Consider the following 18,441-nt stretch of genomic DNA (forward strand, 5'->3'; position numbering starts at 1 on the left):
AAATAGCAAAGGCCCCGCGTCGCTGCGCTCCGTTTGTTCGCGATGACGTGGAATTCCTGTTCGCTTTGCCTTGGAATCACGATTCACTTTGCCGTGGAATGGCCATTCACTTTGCGTGGAATACGCAGTCGGCTACGCTCGTCACGCAAACTGAATTTCGCAGGTCGACTAATTGAATAGGGTTTTGGCTGGGCCAAGAGCATTGGCGGTATGCGCCAAGTGATGGTGCGTGGCCTGAAAAGGTCGATCAGATGTTCTTGCTGACGATGGCTGCGTACAATCTCGTGCGCATGCGCACTTTGGGACAGCTCCGTCCGTTGCAGCCGCAGTGAACCAAAAAAAGCGCAAGAGAACGTCGAAACCGAAATTAACCGGTCCAGATTCCAAACTATGAGAAATCCCACGCCGACAATTTCAATCAAGCTCACGGCTCAGTAAGAGTCGGGCTATATTTTCCGCAGCCTAGCAGGTTTGGCCTAAGATTATCGGCGTAGTTATTTGGCGGGTAATGGAAATTACCATGTTGCAATATGGCTCTTGGGAAATAATAACCACTCAGATCGGATCTCGGTTCCTGGGAACAGATGCCTCAACTGAGCGCGTGTAAGTGGCCGCGTATAATAAACTGCCATATACATCTCGTCGCTCAACGGTCCCCTGAATTCTCTGTGAAAATGCCTGAGCAACCAAATCTGAAACGCGTCGGCCATCCAGTGAATCAAGGGAAACAGGAAATGCTGCTCGACTGGAAATTCAAATGCGGGAACCTGAACCCATCCACGCCGTCCAACTCGCCGCGCTTCGCTGGCAGCCGCTCGCATATCAGTCCATGATCCCACGTGCTCTATGACAGAGTTGCATATCACTAAATCAAATGATTGATCGGAGAACCTACTCAAATCTCTAGCATCCCCGATCAAGAGCGTGACTGTCCCGGACAGGCTGTCTTCGTTTTGCGGAAGACCCTTGTAGGCTTCGGGAAGATTGAGGAGACTAATGTTACATTTTCCACGGGCTGACTCTGGAATCGACAGCCAAAATATTAGCGAGCCGCCAATATCCAATACATTAACCAGACGCCTATTTTCCATCCAAAGCTTCTCAATGATGGCAACGAGCCGTCGATTGCGTCGCCTCCGGAAAAACATGCTCACTGGCTTTAGATAAGCTGGGAACATATTCAGATCTCCCATTTAATCGAAGAGAAACATTTATAAAGTGCGTATTCCGTATGCCGCGCTCGGTGCCTCATTTTTATGTGTCCTTCAAAGGTCGAATATTGTTAGATCTATGAATAAACTTTATCACAAATGGTGAACGAAGCGCGGGGATTCAACGCTATGGCTTCGGGCGGCGTAGACCGCACAGCCGTCATCCAAGTTAAAGGAGAAGGTACGCCAGGCGACGCTTGTTGCGACACAGTATGAATTGCCGTCACGCCGCTCGAATGCACACTTCGCTTTGCCTTCTATTTCCGTATTTTCAATGGCGCGCATACGTTTTCCGAGGGTTGTTATCGAGGACGGACCAGGTTTAGCATCTCAACGTTGTTCTTTTTCTCTGGAAAAATATCCGAAGTCCCACGTCGCTGACTCGCGATTTTTTTTTCATCTTCGCGCGTTTGTCCTTATCTCTTATTTAAGGTCATCAGCCGCCGACACAGCACTGGATTGGTCTGATGGGCCAGTAAAATCGGAGAACGTTGCAACAGGCCGGTAGCGAAAATAGCTTGACAAGCAGCTTATTTTCTTCACCTGTCGGTTCAACGCCTGCGGCTTCCCGTTTTCAGCGGTGTAACTTGCGCAGCAACTTCAGTCCGCGACGCGCTAACGCAGAGTAGAGTTCGGCCCCCTTCAATGCCGGATCGATGTGACGTTCGTATGACTGGATAGCAATCGGGAAATACGGCGAGAGCGTCTCGGCGACCTTGCTTAGCGCGATACCGGTATTGCTTTGAACCACCGCAAAAAGACCGTCGCTGTCCGCCGCAAACTGCAGCGCGCCATCCCACTGCTGCATCTTGTTGGCATGCCAGACGCTTTCAGCAGCATGCAGTGTCTTTTGTCCAACGGGTGCGGCCGCATGGTATTGATCGAGCAGCCCTTCGCGCTCGGCGTTCAGCCAATAGAGCGTGTATTCGGTCCAGTCGATCGTATAGTTCGCGAGCAACACCCGGCGCCAGTCGGTGCCAAACTGCTCGCCAAGGCGGCGATGCAGATTCAGGCAGAGCGTGCGAGACAGGATGGCCGGTGTCCACCAGATCCCAGTGCGCTCGAGGTGCGGTTCGACGCCAAGCAGTTTTCCCGATGCTTCCCAGTAGTAAGGCTCGACGGTGCGTGGCTGGAAGTGCGTCAATGCCCGGCCGTCGATGATCAGTGTCTCCGCAGTAAAGGTATGTGTCGCGAAGCAGTCAGGATCGAGCACCAGGAAATACTCGGTCTCGATCAGTGCGGCTCCATATAGCTTAATGATCTGCTGACGGTGCCAGTTCCGAATCTGGTGACGCTGCGAAAATTCGTTGAATATGCCCATGTGCACGGATTCATCTACGACCTCGATCGGGAAGTCGGACCATGCCTTTGCATAGCCTTTGACTTCCTCGAACTCGTCGTGCGGTACGACGATCACGAAACGATGAAAGGTGTCGGGCGTGGTGAAGTGGCGTAGGGATGAGAACAGAATATCGCAACGGCCAATGTTGTCGGCATAGTGCCTTCCGCGCGTTTTAAGTGGCAAGACTGCGCTGATCTGGGTCATGCTACTCCGATCGTTGTCCAAGGCGTTACACTAAGCGGTAAATGAAGCTGGGAATATAGGTGCGGCGATGTGTCAGGACCACGCCAATCAACTTGCCGCCCGCTTCCTGGACCTGTACCTTTAGTCCATTGATGGCCGGCTTGCGCGTAACTTCGGCGCGCACAGCCAGTAAGGTCGCATCGGCCAGCTGCGTGTGCTCAATGCCGGTGAAGGATTTGCTCGCCGGCGGCGCATGTACCAGCACGTAATCGTGAGACTTTCTCAATTCGACGAACAAGAGAATAGTTTGCTGCCACGAGGCAGGAAAGCAGCCGTCCTTCGGGCGCGCAATAACAATGTTGTGACAGTCGACGCGTTCGAGTAGCAGCCCGTCAGCTTGTTCTGTATCCCGTCGAGGAAGGGCAACCGCGCTGGCGGCATGGCCCTTTCCAGGCCAAGTGAGCAGCCCAAAGGCGTCAGCCCGACCATAAAGTGGCGTGTCGGACGTGGACGCCATATCGAGGATCAAGACGGACTTGCTCGAGCGATGCTCCAGTTCAAGCGCAAGCGCCTGGATGACAGACGAAAGTTCATCGTTCTCTCCTAGTGAGAGGACCATGACCACTTTGGAGAATGAGTCCGTACTAGCGTTAATGGCGGCTATAATGCGGCCGCATGCCATGTGAGTAAAGCCGTCGCCAGTGTTGTTGATAGCACCACCGGTGCCGGATGGCGACGGGTTTGGTGCGCCGCTCGGCGTGACGACAGGGGCGTTGAGCACGGGTAACAATAACGAGCGCTCCGCCTGTTCTGGACTCAGGAAGGTTTCGCGAAAACTTGCCAGCATCAAGACTACGAGCGCGGAAATCAGAAGTCCCGCAGGAATGCTCGCCACAATAAGCATGCCTGCCGATACGCTGCGGTGCGAAGGCGGGAACGGTGCCTGAATGATGCGAACGTTGGTGCTGTTGACCTGACTCACCTGACCCTGCTGGATAGTGGCAAGCTCAACCTGACGCGACCTGTCCCGAAAACTGTCGGACAGAATGTCCCGGTTCGACTGTAACTGGCGTATCTGACCCGAGGCGTCGCTCAGTGCCTGAAGCCGCGCGCGAGCATCGTCGATCTGATCCTGAAGCGCTTGTTGCTGGGAAATCTCGCCGGCAATGCTTGAGTTCAGGGTGGACAGTCGCCCTTGCACCACGTCGTAGTAATCGTTGTGACCGTAGCGGGTCGTGGTGGCGAGTTGTTGTTTTTGTCCGGCAACGATGGCGCGCATGTCGGTGATCTGCTGGTCGATTTGCTTAACATAGGGCGAATCAGACAAATAGCGGGATGCGAAATCCGCGCGGCGTGCCTCCAGTTGCATTAAAGAGAGTTGCATTGAGCCGAGCGCGCGAGCCGCTTCAGAGTCGTCAGTAAACATCTGAATGGTTGGGTAGACGCCCTTTGTCGACGCCCGAAGCGATTTGAGTTCGCCGCTATCCTGCGCGAGCTTGGTCTCATTTTCGAGTTGCCGCTGCAACAAATGATTTTCAAGCGCTAGCGCGCCCGAAATCTGATCGGTGATATTGACGATGCCATGCGTTTTCGCAAAATACGCAAGTTCGGCATCCGCTTTCTTTAACTGCGATGCTACCTCGTCACGCTGACCCGCGAGAAAGCTGACGCGGCCAGACGTGAAAATGGTGGCGCGCCGGCGGAAGTATTGGTCAAGCAGACCGGACAACGCTTTGGCAGCGGCCTTTGGATCGCCGTCGGAATACGATAAGTTGATCGTGTTGGCCAGATCGTTTTGCTCAATATGAAGACGCCGTTCGAATTCCTGGAGCTGACTGTCGATTTCGCGCGGGGTGGCGTTAGGCCCTAGCCTGGCCAGGACAACATCTCGATGAAGTTCAGGGCTGCTCAGGATTTGTGCTTCAACCCCATTCAGTTGACCAATCGCCGGTTGTAATGCCGCAGCACCACTAACACTATTGGACTGATCGTAGTAGCCCGCCAATAACACCAAAAGCGTAGCCTCTGCCCGATAGGGCATCGGCTTCAAGAGAGCAACTGCAGTGGCAATAGCAACGACCAAGAAAAATACCTTTACCGCAACTTTGCGGTAATAAAAAGTGGTATTTAAGTAATCTCGGACTGTCGATTCAACACCAGCAACTTTTCGATCCGGCCGTGCTCTAGTCGCAATAACCATTTGAATGCGTTTTAAGCCAACATGAGAGGTATAAGACGCATATAATATGTCCTTTCCCACGCCCGTCTGTGCGGTTGGACCCTAAATTACTGCTTATTTCAGTTATTCATGAAAACTCTTCGGCTGACCGCGTTATTGGCACTGGCGACGCTTGCTGGTTGCACACAAACCTGGGTGCACTCGCAGTATCAGCAACCGGATCGCTTCGCAAACTGGGTGGACGCTACACCCACCGAGTATCGTATCCAGCCGGGCGACGAGTTGTCAATCGTTTTACCCCTCAACGCCGAACTGAACTACCGAGGCACTGTGTCACCTGACGGCGCATTGACAATGCCGTTCGCCGGCACGGTCCCGGCAGCAGGCCTCTCGGTAGCACAGTTTGCCGCCGGTCTGGACAAAGCGCTTGCTGCCAATAACATCACCGCGCATGCCTATCCCTCGGTGAGTATTGTCGAATCGGCGGCCCACGTCTTCGTCGGCGGCCAGGTAGCGAAGCCTGGCGTCGTGCCGCTGAAGGCGGGGATGAGCGTCATGCAGGCGATCATCGCCGCGCAAGGGCTTAACGATATGGCCCGCAGCGGAGAGATCGTGCTGGTTCGCCGTAGCCCGGATGGGCGTCCGATGTTGCGCACCGTCGATATTGATGCGTTGACGCAACGGGGCGACCCATCACAAGACGTCGTGCTGCAGGCTTCAGATACTATATTCGTGCCGAAGTCTTCCGTTGCCGAGGTGGATCAGTGGGTTAGTCAATACATTAATCAGGCATTACCCTTCAGTCGGAGCGTTGATTTGAGCATCACAAACAACCCGGCCGGAGTGCGGTAAGCAGCAACGCTTCAATGATTCATGGCCGTCGGGCCGAGCTCCGCAGACTCAGGCAGGGAAACTATACGAGATGGAAACAGATTCTATGACCGGCGTTGTTGCGCCGGTCTTCTCGGCCGCGCCCGCCCGGCCACGCGTGATGTGGTGGCTGCTTGTGCTTTTGCCCATGTTTGGCCAGACCTTCCATTACATCAGTGCGCTGCCACCGCTCTGGGCGCTCTCCAAGGCATTCCCGGTATTGTCACTGCCTGCGGTACTTCTGCTGCATGGCCAGTCGCGCTTCCCGATGACGCGCCAAATACTGACTAGCCTAGTATGGCTCATGTTGGTGCCTAGTTTCATTGCAATTTTTACATTCCACGAAAGCTTTTTCACCAGTATAACCGCGCAAGTGAAGCTGCTACCCGTCCTGTATTTCTTCTCCTTCCTTTCTTTGCTTTTGACGCTCCAGCCTTCTCTTAGCGAATTGCAGCGCGGTTTTGTAGTGCTGGCTGTAGCTGTGATCGGCACCTTGATCCTGCTTTGGGCCGTGGTACCGTCCAGCTGGTACAAAGACTCCTATGTGGTGGGACAGGCAAATTTCTTCACTAACGACAACCGGGGTCACCGCATCCGGATGTCGATGTACTTTCCCATCATCCTGCTGTTCTTTTGCTATCGCCGCGCGTTCTTCGAGCGGCATATGGGCTACCTGTTAGGCGCCGCAATCGCTTTTGCTGTGACATTGCTGATTGTGAAGACCCGCGCGATGATAATTGGCGTCACGGGCATCGTGATTATCAACACTTTTCGGTGGGTGCGACCGCTGGCGCGTATCGGACTTTTGATCTGTGCGCCGATAGCGCTCACGGCGGTGTTTTCGGCGGGTTACCTTGCAACCACATTCAGTGCAGGTGCAGATACCGGATTCGATACCCGTCGTATCTCCATCGAGTTGGCTAGCGGGTTTTTAGGCGACGAGCCGCTGCGTTGGCTGTTTGGCGCCGGCACCATTAGCCCAACCGCTTCGAACTCACTACTCGATTATTTTCACCACTTCTTCTTTCTGGCCGATATCACTTGGCTCGGTATAGTCTTTGAATACGGCATAATCGGCGCATTGATTATTTTAGCTTTCCAACTTCGCGGAATCTTTTTCTACTGGCGCCTGCGCGGCGAAGTCCAGGACGATTTTTTGGGTGCGCTTCTCGATTACTTGATTTATATCCTGCTCATCTCTTTTTTCTACCCACCCACGCTGGCGCCTGGGGAGACCGCGGTAATTCTCGCGATCTTCGTCTATATATGGCGTACGGGGCGATTTTGCGGCAATGCTGATACATAAGGTGCCCTATGCAAGTATCGAAAATAATTAGATTGACGGTGCTTTGCGCGGCAACGCTGAGCTTATCAATCTGGGCAGCAAGTACCGAATTGACGCGCCAATCGCCATTGCAGGTCGCGATTTTAGTGGACGCCACGGCAAGCCGTCACGCTATCAGCCCGTTGATCTATGGAATTAATTTTGGCACCACGGCGACGCTCAAGGACCTGCGCATTCCCATTAACCGATCCGGTGGTGATAGCGCCTCGGCTTACAATTGGCGCATGGATGCACGGAACGCGGGTAGGGATTGGTACTTCGAAAGCCTTTCCATCGACCCTGCCGATCCTAACGACCAGTTTGGCGATCGGTTTGTCGCGCTTTCCCGAGCGGGGGGTGCTGAACCGATATTGACCATCCCGATGCTCGGAAGGGTTGCGAAACTGGGCGTAAACCGGGAATCGTTAGCCAGCTTCTCGATTGCCAAATATGGTGCACAGATCAATCACGACGTGAATAGTCTGAAAGACGCCGGAAATGGAGTCGCTATGGATGGAACGCCTATCATCAACAACAGTCCGGACGATGCGACCATTCCCGACGATCCGGGAAGTCAGAATGCGCGCGTCACGGCGTTGGTCAAGGAATTTAGCGTGACTGCCGCAGGCAATGTGCATTACTACGCCATGGACAACGAATCCAGTGTTTGGCAATTGATCCATCGCGATGTCCATCCCACAGGCGCCCATGCCCAGGAAATAGCCGACAAGGTAGTTGCATATTCGCATGCCGTGAAGTCCGTGGACCTCACGGCCAAAATTCTCGCCCCTGAAGAATGGGGCTGGCAGGGCTACCACGATAGCGGCTTCGACCAGCAATACGAAACGGACCATCCGGGCGCTCAAGGGCCCGACCGCGAAAGCGAGACCCAGGGGATGGACTATGTACCGTGGTTGCTCTCGCAGTGGAAGGCCGCTGGCCATCCAGTTGATATTCTTAGCCTACACTTCTATCCACAAGGCGGTGAATACTCCGATGCCGGCGTGGTCGATTCGCCCGCGGTGGAATTAGCCCGTAACCGCTCAACCCGCGATTTGTGGGATGCAACCTACAGGGATCCCACCTGGATCAACAGTGTAGTCGCCTTGATCCCCTTAATGCATCATTGGGTGAGTACCTATTACGTACCCGGTACGCCGATAGCGCTCACCGAATATAGCTGGGGAGGCGAGACGCTGATGAATGGCGCGACGACGCAAGCGGACCTATTGGGCATATTCGGCCGCGAAGGACTCGATCTCGCGACACGATGGGGCACGTTAAGCGCGGACATGCCGGTTTATAAATCCATTAAGTTGTATCGCAACTACGATGGACAGGGCGGCGGTTTCGGAACAACCAGTATTCATGTGGCGGTTCCAGACCCGGACAACGTTTCCGCCTTCGCTGCGTTGCGCAGCACGGACAATGCTATGACATTGGTCGTCGTCAACAAACAACTGAACCGGCATGCGGCCGCCACGATTCAGCTCGGTCACTTTGCTGCCGCTGGAACGACTGAAGTATGGCAGCTCGCCGACAATAAGATATCTCGGCTTAATGACACCAGCTACGCAAGTGGTTCGCTGCAGACCACGGTGCCGCAACAGAGTGTGACGCTATTTGTCTTGCGGCCTTCAGCAAAATAGGAAATTAGGTGGAAATACGGGTGAGCGAGAAAGAAAAATCGACTGGTCGCGCCGGGGCGTCAATGATCCGGGGCTCTTTGGTTAGCCTGGGTGTGCGTCTGCTCGATCTTCCAAGCCGCTACGGATTCCATCTGTTAATCGCAGCGTGGCTGGGCGTCGTCGAGACTGGCAGTTTCTACATTGTCTTCAGTACGATGGTGACGCTTGCCGGTTTCGGTCGCCTGGGCATTGACCAGGCGTTGACGCGTCAGATCGCGATAGACCTGTCCTCTGGACAGTCCGGACGAGTGCGTCCCATTATTCGACGGGCGTTTCTGTTAGTCCTGATAGCATCCACCGCCGTCACGGTGCTGCTCGCCGCGGGCGCCTTTGCGTTGGCAGACATCATTCTGAAAAAACCTGAGCTTGCCGTGCCGCTGGTGCTGGGTGCGCTCTCGATGATTCCGCAAAATCTGGGAGCCACGTTAGCCGGCGCATTAGCTGGACTGCAGCGTGTAGGGTACAGCCAAATGATTTATTCGTGGCTCTGGCCTGCGATTTTCTGCGCTGCCGCGGTCCCGATAGCACTTACCGGAAATCTGAAAGTTTCCAGTACCCTGATCTTGATGGCCGTAAGCTTTGCGGTGACGGCTTTGATCGGCGCATTCCTGCTGAAGCGGTTTCTGCGCGAGGTGCCGCGGACCGATGAGCCGCCGAGTAGTGCACTCTGCTTGATCAAACCCGGGTTGTCGCTTTTTACACTCGAATTGACGAAGCTATTGATTACTTCAGCACCCGCTATCGTCCTCGGGATTGTCGCGTCTACATACGAGACAGGCTTGTTTGCGCTTGCGTGGCGCGTCGCGTTGGTCGTCAATCTGCTGATCAGCGGTGTCACCGGAATGGCAGTGCCTAAATTTGCCAGTTTGTATGCCCAGAGGGATCTTGCGGGATTGGATAGAAATGCCGCTCAGGCGGTCGGCCTGGTTCTGTGTCTTGCATTGCCGGTGGCCGCAGCCATGTTGTTGTTTCCTGAGCACTTGCTGGCATTATTCGGCACCGGCTATGGACAGGGCGCTGCCGCGTTGCGGGTGCTCGCGCTTGGTCAGATTGCCGCCGCCTGTTTTACCGCCATGCCCGAGTTGCTAGGCATGACTTCGTACACATCAGTGCTTTATCGCATCAATTTCGTTTCGGTCGCTGTCTTATTGGTTGGACTTGCGGTACTCACGCCTTTGGAAGGTAGCGTGGGCGCTGCTGCAGCCACTTCGTTGGCGATCGCCGTCAATGGCGCCGTTGCCGCCTGGGCCGCGCACAGATTGCTCGGCGTGTTCCCGCTTCGGACGCTATGGCGATGGTTGCGTGAGCGCAGGACACTTCGCACGGAGTCGCGGAACAACGAACATTGACGCCTTTTAGGCGACCAGTGTCATCGTCCAGGCTTGAGTTCGCGTGCGGATACGATCGGCAATCACGAAAGGGTGTCTGCGTTTTGAAGATGGCCGGCGAGTCGCAGCGCGAGCGCGACAATAGAGAGGGTCGGATTCGCCTGGCCCGACGTGGGGAAGACTGCTGCGCCCGTGACATACACGTTATCTACTTCATGAAGTCTGCAGTCGGAATTGACGACGCTGTACCGTGGGTCGTGCCCCATGCGGGCAGTGCCGATGTGATGGCCGCCGTAGGCGCCATAGCGTGTCATCTCAGCCTCCACCTGCTCGGGATCGTACGTAAATAGGCCTACCCCTGCTTGTTCGATCTCTTGTGCAAGAGCTGCTAGCGCAATGCTTACTGTGGCCACGTCCTGTTTCGTATAACGCCAATCCACGTGAATACGCCGCATGCCCAAGGCATCGGGCTGCTCGCCGAGCATGACGCGGCTTGACCAGTCGGGCGCCTGTTCCGCGTGGAAGTCGAGGCTGAAACGCAAATTGGCGGGCCTCACGATCACCGACGGGAACTTCCGCTTCGCCAGCGTGCGGCGCCGTAACCAGTGCCATAGGAAGCCTGCAGTATTGGGTACGTCCCAGATTACGTTCTTCATGTGCGCTATCGTCGAGCTCGTTCGACTATCGGGAGTCTTGTCGAACAGTCGCTTCGCATATTCGTAAGGAACGATGCTGCGCGCGAGGTACAGCGCAGATAGGATGCCGTTACCGTGCCCGGCGTCGGGGATGCGAGGGTGATGAAGACGTGCAACGAAGTTGCCGGCGCGCATTGCATGTTGTGCATCGGGGTGAAGCGCCAGCCGGCGGCGGCAGTAGATGCCTTCGTCGGACACGTCGTAGCCATGCCACACGGAGTCTGCCGTAGCGAGATCAAGGGTTCCGATGGTACCCGCGATATGGCTCATATAATAGCGGCCCACCACATCATGCGTATTGCCTAAGCCACGACCGCTTGGGCCGGGACTGTTCAGCAGCAAGCGCGGCACTTCCAGTCCACCGGTCGCAAGTACATAGGCGCGCGCTGCCACGGTAAAGGCAGAACCGCCAATTACCCGCACGCTGGCAGCTCCGACAGTCCTCAAAAAGCCGGCTCGCATGGGCAATTGACACAAGTTGGCATGCTGCAGCACGCGTATGCGGCTTTTCTTGAGACGTTCGCGATAGCGCCGGCCGAAATTCGTTGGGCAACTAAAGCGCTCGAGGGTATTGGATAAAAATACCTCGCTTTCGAAGCCGCCGATCATCGGTTGCAGTGGCCTGTCGAATGCATCTTCGGCGGTGTACGCAAATTCTCCAGCTTCACATAGCCGGTTCGCTCGAGGATAAAACGGCATCAGATCCGACATCGTAATTGGCCAGCCGCTATTTGCTATGTAATCCCTAACCTCGAAATCGATGGCGTCGAGTGGCATGCACCGCCCGCCCCAGATATTGGTCGAGCCGCCGAAGTGACGTACTCGATAGTGCTCGGGAGGTGGATGCAGGCGATCGTCGACCACCGTGCCCGCGTACAACTGTTGAGTTGCCGGTTCGTTCTTATCCCCACCGCTTTCCAAAATGATCACGTCGAGCCCGCTTTCCTCCAGCGCGAGGGCGAGCGTGATGCCGGCGGCACCGGCACCCACAACACACAGGTCTGCGTGCAACACCGTACCGGCTGGAATTTTACGGGCGTCTACGATCATCGTTTGTTGAGGAAAAGGACGGAAGCGAAAAAATAATGCGGAAGGGGCCGCCGCGATGGTAGCCGATTCGCAACTTCTTCATGACGTATTTCTTGGCCAAAACAAATTGTTTTCCTAAACGCCCGTTGTGTGTCTCTTCGCACAGAAGACAGGTTTTTTTAAATTCAGTATGCATGCCTTGGGCAATAACGAAACGTTGAAACTTACATGTCTACGCATGACAGGGCGCTACCGCGAGTCGAGACGCGAGTGGGGAACATCGTCCGTGTCGCGCTGAGACAAATGGAGCCGAGACCAAATGAACACCGTACCTTTCTTGACTGCGGAGCCAAGCCCGTCGGTACGCGCTGAATTTCGCTCAATTATCACATTATTTGGACTTGATATTGACGCCGTGACGCTCGACAACGCCGTCGGCTTGCTATGCAATGCCGCGTTGCAGCGCGATGGCCGTGCGCAAGTTGCCGTGACACCGAACGTTGATCACGTCGTGCGACTAGACACGCATCCGGACCTTCTGCAGGCTTACCGCACGGCGGATTACATTTTCGCCGACGGTATGCCGATAGTCTGGGCTAGCCGTCTGTTCGGCAAGCCGCTGCCGGGACGCGTGACGGGCGCGGATCTTCTTTCGGGGCTGTGCGGACGCGCGCACGCCGGCGGCTGGAAAGTAACTGTGGTGGGAGGGCAACCGGGTCAGGAGGGCGCCATCATTGACGGCTTCGCGGTGCATTACTCTGGACTCAACGTCGAAGTCATTGCGCCCTCGATGGCATTCGATCCGACTGGCCCCGAGGGTGACGCGATCGCCGAGCGGGTGTTAGCAGGCGACCCGGACATCATTTTCGTCTGCGTCGGCATGCCGAAACAAGAACGTTGGGCGCTTCACCACGCCGACAAGTTCCCGGGTGGCGTCATGTTGTGCGCGGGCGCAGCCGTTGAGTTTGCGGCTGGGCTTCGGCGACGAGCGCCGGTCTGGATGCAGCGTACAGGCCTCGAATGGTCTTGGCGCGTCATGCAGGATCCGAGACGGCTTTGGCATCGGTACCTGATCGACGACCGTCGCTTTTTTAGTATTTTTTGGCAAAATTGGCGTACTACTCGCCGGATTTGATTCGGCAATGCTGCAGTCGATCAACTCTCGAGGGGGCACTCAGAACGGATTGGGCGGAATGCAGCCACCGGTGCCATAATCCAGATTTCCGCCGCGAAGACGATCGGTTTCACAGCGGGAAACGCGTTTAAGGTTGCCGTGAAAGCCTATTAAAGCCGCTGCGGCCCTTCTATGTGGGCAAGGGCTGGCGATGGCAATCGACGAACCCGAAGGCAGTATTCCGGCTGGAAGAAAGCGCCTGTAATGGTGATGGTCACATTGCGCTCAGAGCCGCCCCGCGTCGGCTTGCGCAGCCCTTGGTTGCGATGCCGCCGTTCGGCGTGTACGGGAACGAATTGCGTGTCGGACAACCTCAAGCACCGTTTTAAATCCACGAGTCGAGAATCTTCTGCCCAAGGACCTCCATACCAAATCGGCGATCGAGACCAATAACGAGTGGTGCCCCTCGATTGTCTTTCTGGATATCCGGATGCCGGAAATGTCCGGGGTTGAAGTCGCGTCGCAGCTAAGAGGCACTTCTCGAGACAGGCAGCACCCTACTTGCTTCTAGCGCGGACGTAAGCTCGACCGATGTTGAGCGCTACAAGACTGTGCTGGCTTCGATGCAGTCTGTGCCAAGCCCGCTGATCCCGAACGCCTCCTAGCTTTAGCCGAGTATTTCCTGCAAGACCAACCATGAGATTCAAAAACCGTTCAACTTACTCAAGGCATTATCGCAACCGATACGCAAGATCCGCAGTCGTCTGCGGCGGCTGCGGATTATTTATCGACACTTCTGCACAGGATAATCAGAAGCCTATCCGTACACCTCCTGTCAAGCTGTAAGCGGTGCGTCGCGCCGCAATTTCCGTCTGAGCCCCGACGAACAGATAGCCCAGTTTAGCCACTCGCACGGTGCCGCCTAAATTCAGCTGACCAAACTGGCGTCCGCTATGCGGCGACTGAATGGTCATGGTTTGACCTGCAAGTTCCGAATCTACGCTGGTCCGTATTAGACTGCCTGTGTCGGTTCCAACGGCCGCACTAAACTTGTAGGTGAAAAGTTGCGTTAGCGGATCTTGCGACAGCGATCCACCTGACAAGCCGGCAAGAAAGCGTGTGCCGCTAGCAGAATAATCACTCAAGGACAGTGCTGACACGGATGTTGTACCTTCGTTCGCCCCGTCTCGCTGCTCGTGTTGATAGACAGCTCTGACGAACGGTTCCAGCCGATGCCCGGCAAATTCGACGGGGAGCCGTGCCCCGAGGCTGGCGATAATGTCATGCCCATGGTTACCCGAACCCAGGTTGCCTGCGAGACCGAGCACATCGGCCCGCGTGGTGGTCCAGCTTTGTGCGCCGTAGCCAAAGATTCCGTCTACAAGTAACCGCCCGGCCGCGTGCTGACCATAGAGGAATCCGAGGTTTTCCTGGATTGACCCGCCACCTCCATCTGTGGAGACATCTGTGTCTGCATGCGAGAAGCCAAGACCGAGTCGCGTGGTGCCACTTCGAACGACATCGGCACCGACGGTTACTTGGTTACTGCGAGCAGTGAATCCGGTTGCATAACCGTCGCTGGACGTATGGTCATTGTTATGCGACACGTTCGCCCACAGCATTTCACTGCGCCCGAGGTCCGCAGCAGGCCCGCTTCCCAAATGGTCGGTTATCTGGCTCTGTGCAGCACGAGCGGCTTCTGGAGCCGCCGCAGCCATATCAGCATGCACCTCGCCTGCAAGTCCCTTGGCTACCGCGTTTAATTGCGATGAGTTAGCTGCAGCTACTGCATACATCAGTTGACTTTGACGATCGGTGGTCGTGCCGTTGTCCTGGGCAACCATGCCCCGGTCAAGCAGGTTTCCAAGGCCACGCACGTTCGCATTGCTTGCGTTGAAAGAAGATGCGTACGACTGTGGCGTTACGCGCAAATCGATGCTATTACTGCCGTCCATATTGTAGAACGCCTGTAGGCGAGTGCCAGCTAGCAGCCCGTCGGTAGGTTGCGCGATGCCGTTGAACCGACCGACGATGCCACCATCAGCAGTGACGATTCGGAAGGTGTCTCCAATACTTGGCGTGTACGTGTTCGAAGCGTTACCTGCGATGCCTCTCAATGTCGGTTGCAGCGTGCCGTTCGCAATAAATTGGTTCCCAGCGCCCTGCACGAGTACGCGCGAGTAGTTGCCCGCCCCCGTTGCTGTGCCCAAGCCGTCTATGTTTTCCTCAAAGGCACTCCCATTGTTCATGGTGACAGTGCCGTTCACAATGAGCGTTCCGGTCGAGTCGCCCGGTGCAAGCTTCCCATTAACTGAGATCGGCCCATTTATTACGCCTACCCCGCGCAAAGTGCCCTGGTCGAACACCTGAACGTTGCTATTAAGTGCGCCGTTGGCTAACAAAGTGCCGTCAGCCACGCACGTTCCGTTTGGAAGCGTTGCTGCCCCCGTCATATTCAAAGCGCCTTTACCCGATTTGGTGAAACACGACGAGTCTGCAGAGGCGACGAGCTGTCCAGAAAGCATTGCTGTTGTACCGGCTGCGACATTGACCCCCGATGCTCCGGAAATCAAAACTTGCTGGCCGGTCCCGAGACTCGCTACTGTATTGAGCGTACCGCCGTTCAGTACGATCGCCCCGGTCCCGAGCGAAGATCCGGAATCAATCTGAACGGCGCCGCCGTTAATGAGCGTGCCTCCGCTGAAAGTGTTGTTGCCGCTCACAACTAGTGTTCCGTCACCGTTCTTCTGCAGTCCGCCGATGCCCGTCAAGTTTCCTTGTTCAACCAAGGTGACGCCGTTCAAAGTGGTCAACGACGCGCCTTCTGCTCCGATATCCACGTTGCGCGCGGTGGACATGGAACTGGTCACCGTAAGATCTCCACCGTGGAAATGAATCGCGCTCGCTGAGTCACCGAGATTAGCATCGGACGAAATATGCAACGAGCCGCCGTTCAGCGTCGTCCCGCCGGTGTAAGTGTTTGCACCGCCCAGCACCAGCGTTCCGCCGTTGACCGTCGTGCCGCCTTGGTGTGATGCAACGCCATCAAGCTCAAGGGTACCCGTACCGTTCTTGATCAGACCACCTGTGCCGCTGACCGTACCGCTGTTGGTCATCGCGGTGCCCGCGTCGGTATTGATCGTGCCGTTGCCGGCGAGGGCGATGTTACGCGTGCCGGTCACGTCGCCTGTCGTGTGCAGTGTGCTGCCGTTGAGCGTCAGCGCGCCTGATGCGTCGCCCAGGTTCGCGTCCGAATAAACTTCCAGCGTACCGCCATTGACCGACGTTCCGCCGGAGTAGGTGTTGGTCCCCGACAACGCGAGCGTTCCTGCGCCCTGTTTGACTAAACCACCGGATCCGTTAATCGCTCCTGAAAACACAGTAGACGTGCCGTTTGCTCCAGCGGCCAAGGTTGCGCTGCCTAGGTCCACGGTACCCGCGCCTGCCAACGAACCGACAGTTTGACTGAAGCCGTTCAAATTAAGGTCGGCGCCTTGCGCCACAGTTACGGCAGATTGCTGTGAAAGCGCGTTGTTCGCGCCTGCTTGCAGCGTGCCCTGAGCTACGGTCGTGGCGCCGGTATAAGTGTTCGCACCCGACAACGTCAGGACGCCAGTGCCGGCTTTCGTCAAACCGCCCGTGCCAGTAATTCCTTGCGCCACGTTTGTGTTGTATTGCTGCGTGTCGATGGTTCCGCCGCTAGCGTTGAGCGTGATGCTACGGGTCGGTGCAAGATCGAAAGAGGATCCTAGTTGCAATGTCCCACCGTCGAATGTTAGCCCGCCGGAAGTAGCGCCAAGGTTCGCGTCGGAAGCAATATTGACAGCGCCTCCATTAAGGGCGACTCCGCCGATGCTGGTGTTAGAACCTGTCAGACTAAGTGTTCCGTCGCCCGTCTTAGTCAGCACTCCCCGCCCATCAATTGCCCCAGACAAGGTCAAGTTATGGCCCGCTGTATCGACAGTGCCACCTGGATTGTCGATGCTGACGATGTTGCCCAGCGACGAGTCGGCTGTGGGGCGGACCGTCCCGCCCTCAAAGATGATCGGATCGGACACCTGTGTCTGATCGACGACCGTGCCAGTGGTTAACCGGGGCGCGGTATTATTAAGGTCGGCGGTAATGATCGTAACGGTGTTGGAAAGGATCGACGCGTTCGTCGGTGCCCAGACTTGCGTCGGATTTGCAATCGGAACGTAAGTGAACGTGTACGTCCCGGCGCTCAGACCTATAAATGTTCGGCCTTGCCATGCGTCGACCGCCTGTCCGTAGGTATTCACCGGCTGGAGCGTCGTCGCTGTTCCGCCAGAGTAGAAGTTTGTACTTCCGTCTATGAGGCCGGTCGGCTTTGTATAAGTCAGGAGGTCATAAGGCAGGGTCTGGCTGTACCCATTCGTGCTGGTAAGCGACATTGACCCTTCGTTGTAATTCGCTTCGCTCGTCGCATGGTACGTGCCGTACCAGAAGCTGAGCGTATTGTTTCCCGCGTTCTCGTAGCCGATCGATATTGTATGAGCGCTTACACCTGCGGAAGCTAAGGCTGCGGCCAACGCAAAAGGTGCTATGCGAAATCGTGCAACACGGCGGTTCACTGAACAAGCCGAAGTTGTTTCGGCACAGCCTACGACGACTGAAAATAGGCATTACCAAGTCCGCAGATATTGGCAGATACGGTTTTCCCGGCGATCTTGGTAATGCGAAAGGTTAAAGCGACTTGTCTCATTCGTGGGGCTCAATGTTGATTGGGGGCGACAGTAATTGGCATATCAACCGCGATTTAAATGCACGATTGAATAGGCGTAGTAGCGAACGCATATTAGAAATTGGTTTTTGCTTTAACGTTGAAATGGTAAAGCTCTGGCCGGGCCGGCAAAGCGGTGATTAGAGCGTTGTTTTACGGCTTGATCGGCGACTTGAAAGAGATGCGTTAATTTCTCATCAAAATTTGATGTTATTTATCATACCAATGATGCGGCACGCCGCCTTCACTCTCTCCACCCGTTCGAGACAAGAATTAGCAAACGTTTGCGAACAAGGCCGAAAATAGTACCGATTTTAAAGCGTTGAAACGTTCAATTATTCATCTGATGTTTAGGTTTTTGCTTTCGTTACTTCCTTTCTTCAGACGCAATATATTAACTAAAATCAATCAGCAACATAGGTGGTACTCAGGATGTTCAACGCACGCCCACTGTGATGGAGTAGTAACTTAACAGTGCAGCGCATAAAAACATCGAACGCGGACGTTCGCTTTGGGGATCCGAGGCAAAGGGACCACAAATGATTGTGTTGAGCGGGGCGTAGATTGGTCGCACCGTTGTCTAAAGACTGGGTTGGCGCTGCCGGGAGTGACCCTCGCATTGCGGTCACTGCACCGAAAGCAGCGCAGTGTCTTGCAATGATTTTCAATGTGAACAATGCAACAAAACGGGTGGTTTGACGCGCATAACATCAACCGTCGTCAATAGAGCGGATCGG

The 18,441-nt window shown here is 55.5% G+C and carries 11 protein-coding genes and 1 pseudogene; 7 read left to right on the forward strand and 5 right to left on the reverse strand.

The annotated features are described in order from the left end of the window. Positions 1 to 180: 180 nt before the first annotated feature. Positions 181 to 332, forward strand: a pseudogene (locus ACRXB1_RS03635) (IS5/IS1182 family transposase); the annotation flags it as partial. Positions 333 to 515: 183 nt separating this feature from the next. On the opposite strand, the gene ACRXB1_RS03640 reads toward ACRXB1_RS03635, so the two are convergent. The 3 genes from ACRXB1_RS03640 to ACRXB1_RS03650 form a co-directional block, all read right to left on the reverse strand. Then, positions 516 to 1,178: a methyltransferase domain-containing protein gene (locus ACRXB1_RS03640; protein ID WP_449491133.1), complete on the reverse strand. Its 663-nt coding sequence runs from the start codon at positions 1,176 to 1,178 to the stop codon at positions 516 to 518. Positions 1,179 to 1,785: 607 nt separating this feature from the next. Beyond that, positions 1,786 to 2,757, reverse strand: a complete 972-nt coding sequence (locus ACRXB1_RS03645) for a DUF6492 family protein (RefSeq protein ID WP_449491134.1) — start codon at positions 2,755 to 2,757, stop codon at positions 1,786 to 1,788. A gap of 25 nt (positions 2,758 to 2,782) precedes the next feature. Next, positions 2,783 to 4,936, reverse strand: a complete 2,154-nt coding sequence (locus ACRXB1_RS03650) for a GumC family protein (protein ID WP_449491135.1) — start codon at positions 4,934 to 4,936, stop codon at positions 2,783 to 2,785. Between the two features lie 108 nt (positions 4,937 to 5,044). Here ACRXB1_RS03650 and ACRXB1_RS03655 point away from each other — a divergent pair, with 108 nt between their 5' ends. The 4 genes from ACRXB1_RS03655 (at position 5,045) to ACRXB1_RS03670 (ending at position 10,146) form a co-directional block, all read left to right on the forward strand. Beyond that, positions 5,045 to 5,767: a polysaccharide biosynthesis/export family protein gene (locus ACRXB1_RS03655; RefSeq protein WP_449491136.1), complete on the forward strand. Its 723-nt coding sequence runs from the start codon at positions 5,045 to 5,047 to the stop codon at positions 5,765 to 5,767. Positions 5,768 to 5,852: 85 nt separating this feature from the next. Further along, positions 5,853 to 7,091 carry a hypothetical protein gene (locus tag ACRXB1_RS03660; RefSeq protein WP_449491137.1) on the forward strand — a complete coding sequence of 413 codons (1,239 nt, stop codon included), beginning with the start codon at positions 5,853 to 5,855 and terminating at the stop codon, positions 7,089 to 7,091. A gap of 8 nt (positions 7,092 to 7,099) precedes the next feature. Further along, entirely contained in the window at positions 7,100 to 8,758 is a 1,659-nt protein-coding gene (locus ACRXB1_RS03665) for a glycoside hydrolase family 44 protein (protein WP_449491138.1), read from the forward strand. A gap of 20 nt (positions 8,759 to 8,778) precedes the next feature. Further along, a complete protein-coding gene (locus ACRXB1_RS03670; protein ID WP_449491139.1) occupies positions 8,779 to 10,146 on the forward strand; it encodes an oligosaccharide flippase family protein in 1,368 nt (455 codons plus the stop codon). A 62-nt stretch (positions 10,147 to 10,208) separates the two neighbouring features. Here the strand turns inward: ACRXB1_RS03670 and ACRXB1_RS03675 are convergent, their stop codons facing one another. Continuing rightward, a complete protein-coding gene (locus tag ACRXB1_RS03675; protein ID WP_449491140.1) occupies positions 10,209 to 11,870 on the reverse strand; it encodes an FAD-dependent oxidoreductase in 1,662 nt (553 codons plus the stop codon). A gap of 466 nt (positions 11,871 to 12,336) precedes the next feature. Between ACRXB1_RS03675 and ACRXB1_RS03680 the strand changes: the two genes are divergently transcribed. Beyond that, the gene (locus ACRXB1_RS03680; RefSeq protein ID WP_449491141.1) at positions 12,337 to 12,984 is read left to right on the forward strand and encodes a WecB/TagA/CpsF family glycosyltransferase; all 648 of its coding nucleotides are present in this window, start codon (positions 12,337 to 12,339) and stop codon (positions 12,982 to 12,984) included. 48 nt (positions 12,985 to 13,032) lie between these two features. Further along, the gene (locus ACRXB1_RS03685; protein WP_449491157.1) at positions 13,033 to 13,137 is read left to right on the forward strand and encodes an HU family DNA-binding protein; all 105 of its coding nucleotides are present in this window, start codon (positions 13,033 to 13,035) and stop codon (positions 13,135 to 13,137) included. 635 nt (positions 13,138 to 13,772) lie between these two features. Here ACRXB1_RS03685 and ACRXB1_RS03690 read toward each other — a convergent pair. After that, positions 13,773 to 17,375, reverse strand: a complete 3,603-nt coding sequence (locus ACRXB1_RS03690) for a beta strand repeat-containing protein (RefSeq protein ID WP_449491142.1) — start codon at positions 17,373 to 17,375, stop codon at positions 13,773 to 13,775. Positions 17,376 to 18,441: the final 1,066 nt, after the last annotated feature.

The organism is Caballeronia sp. M23-90, assembly GCF_053574605.1.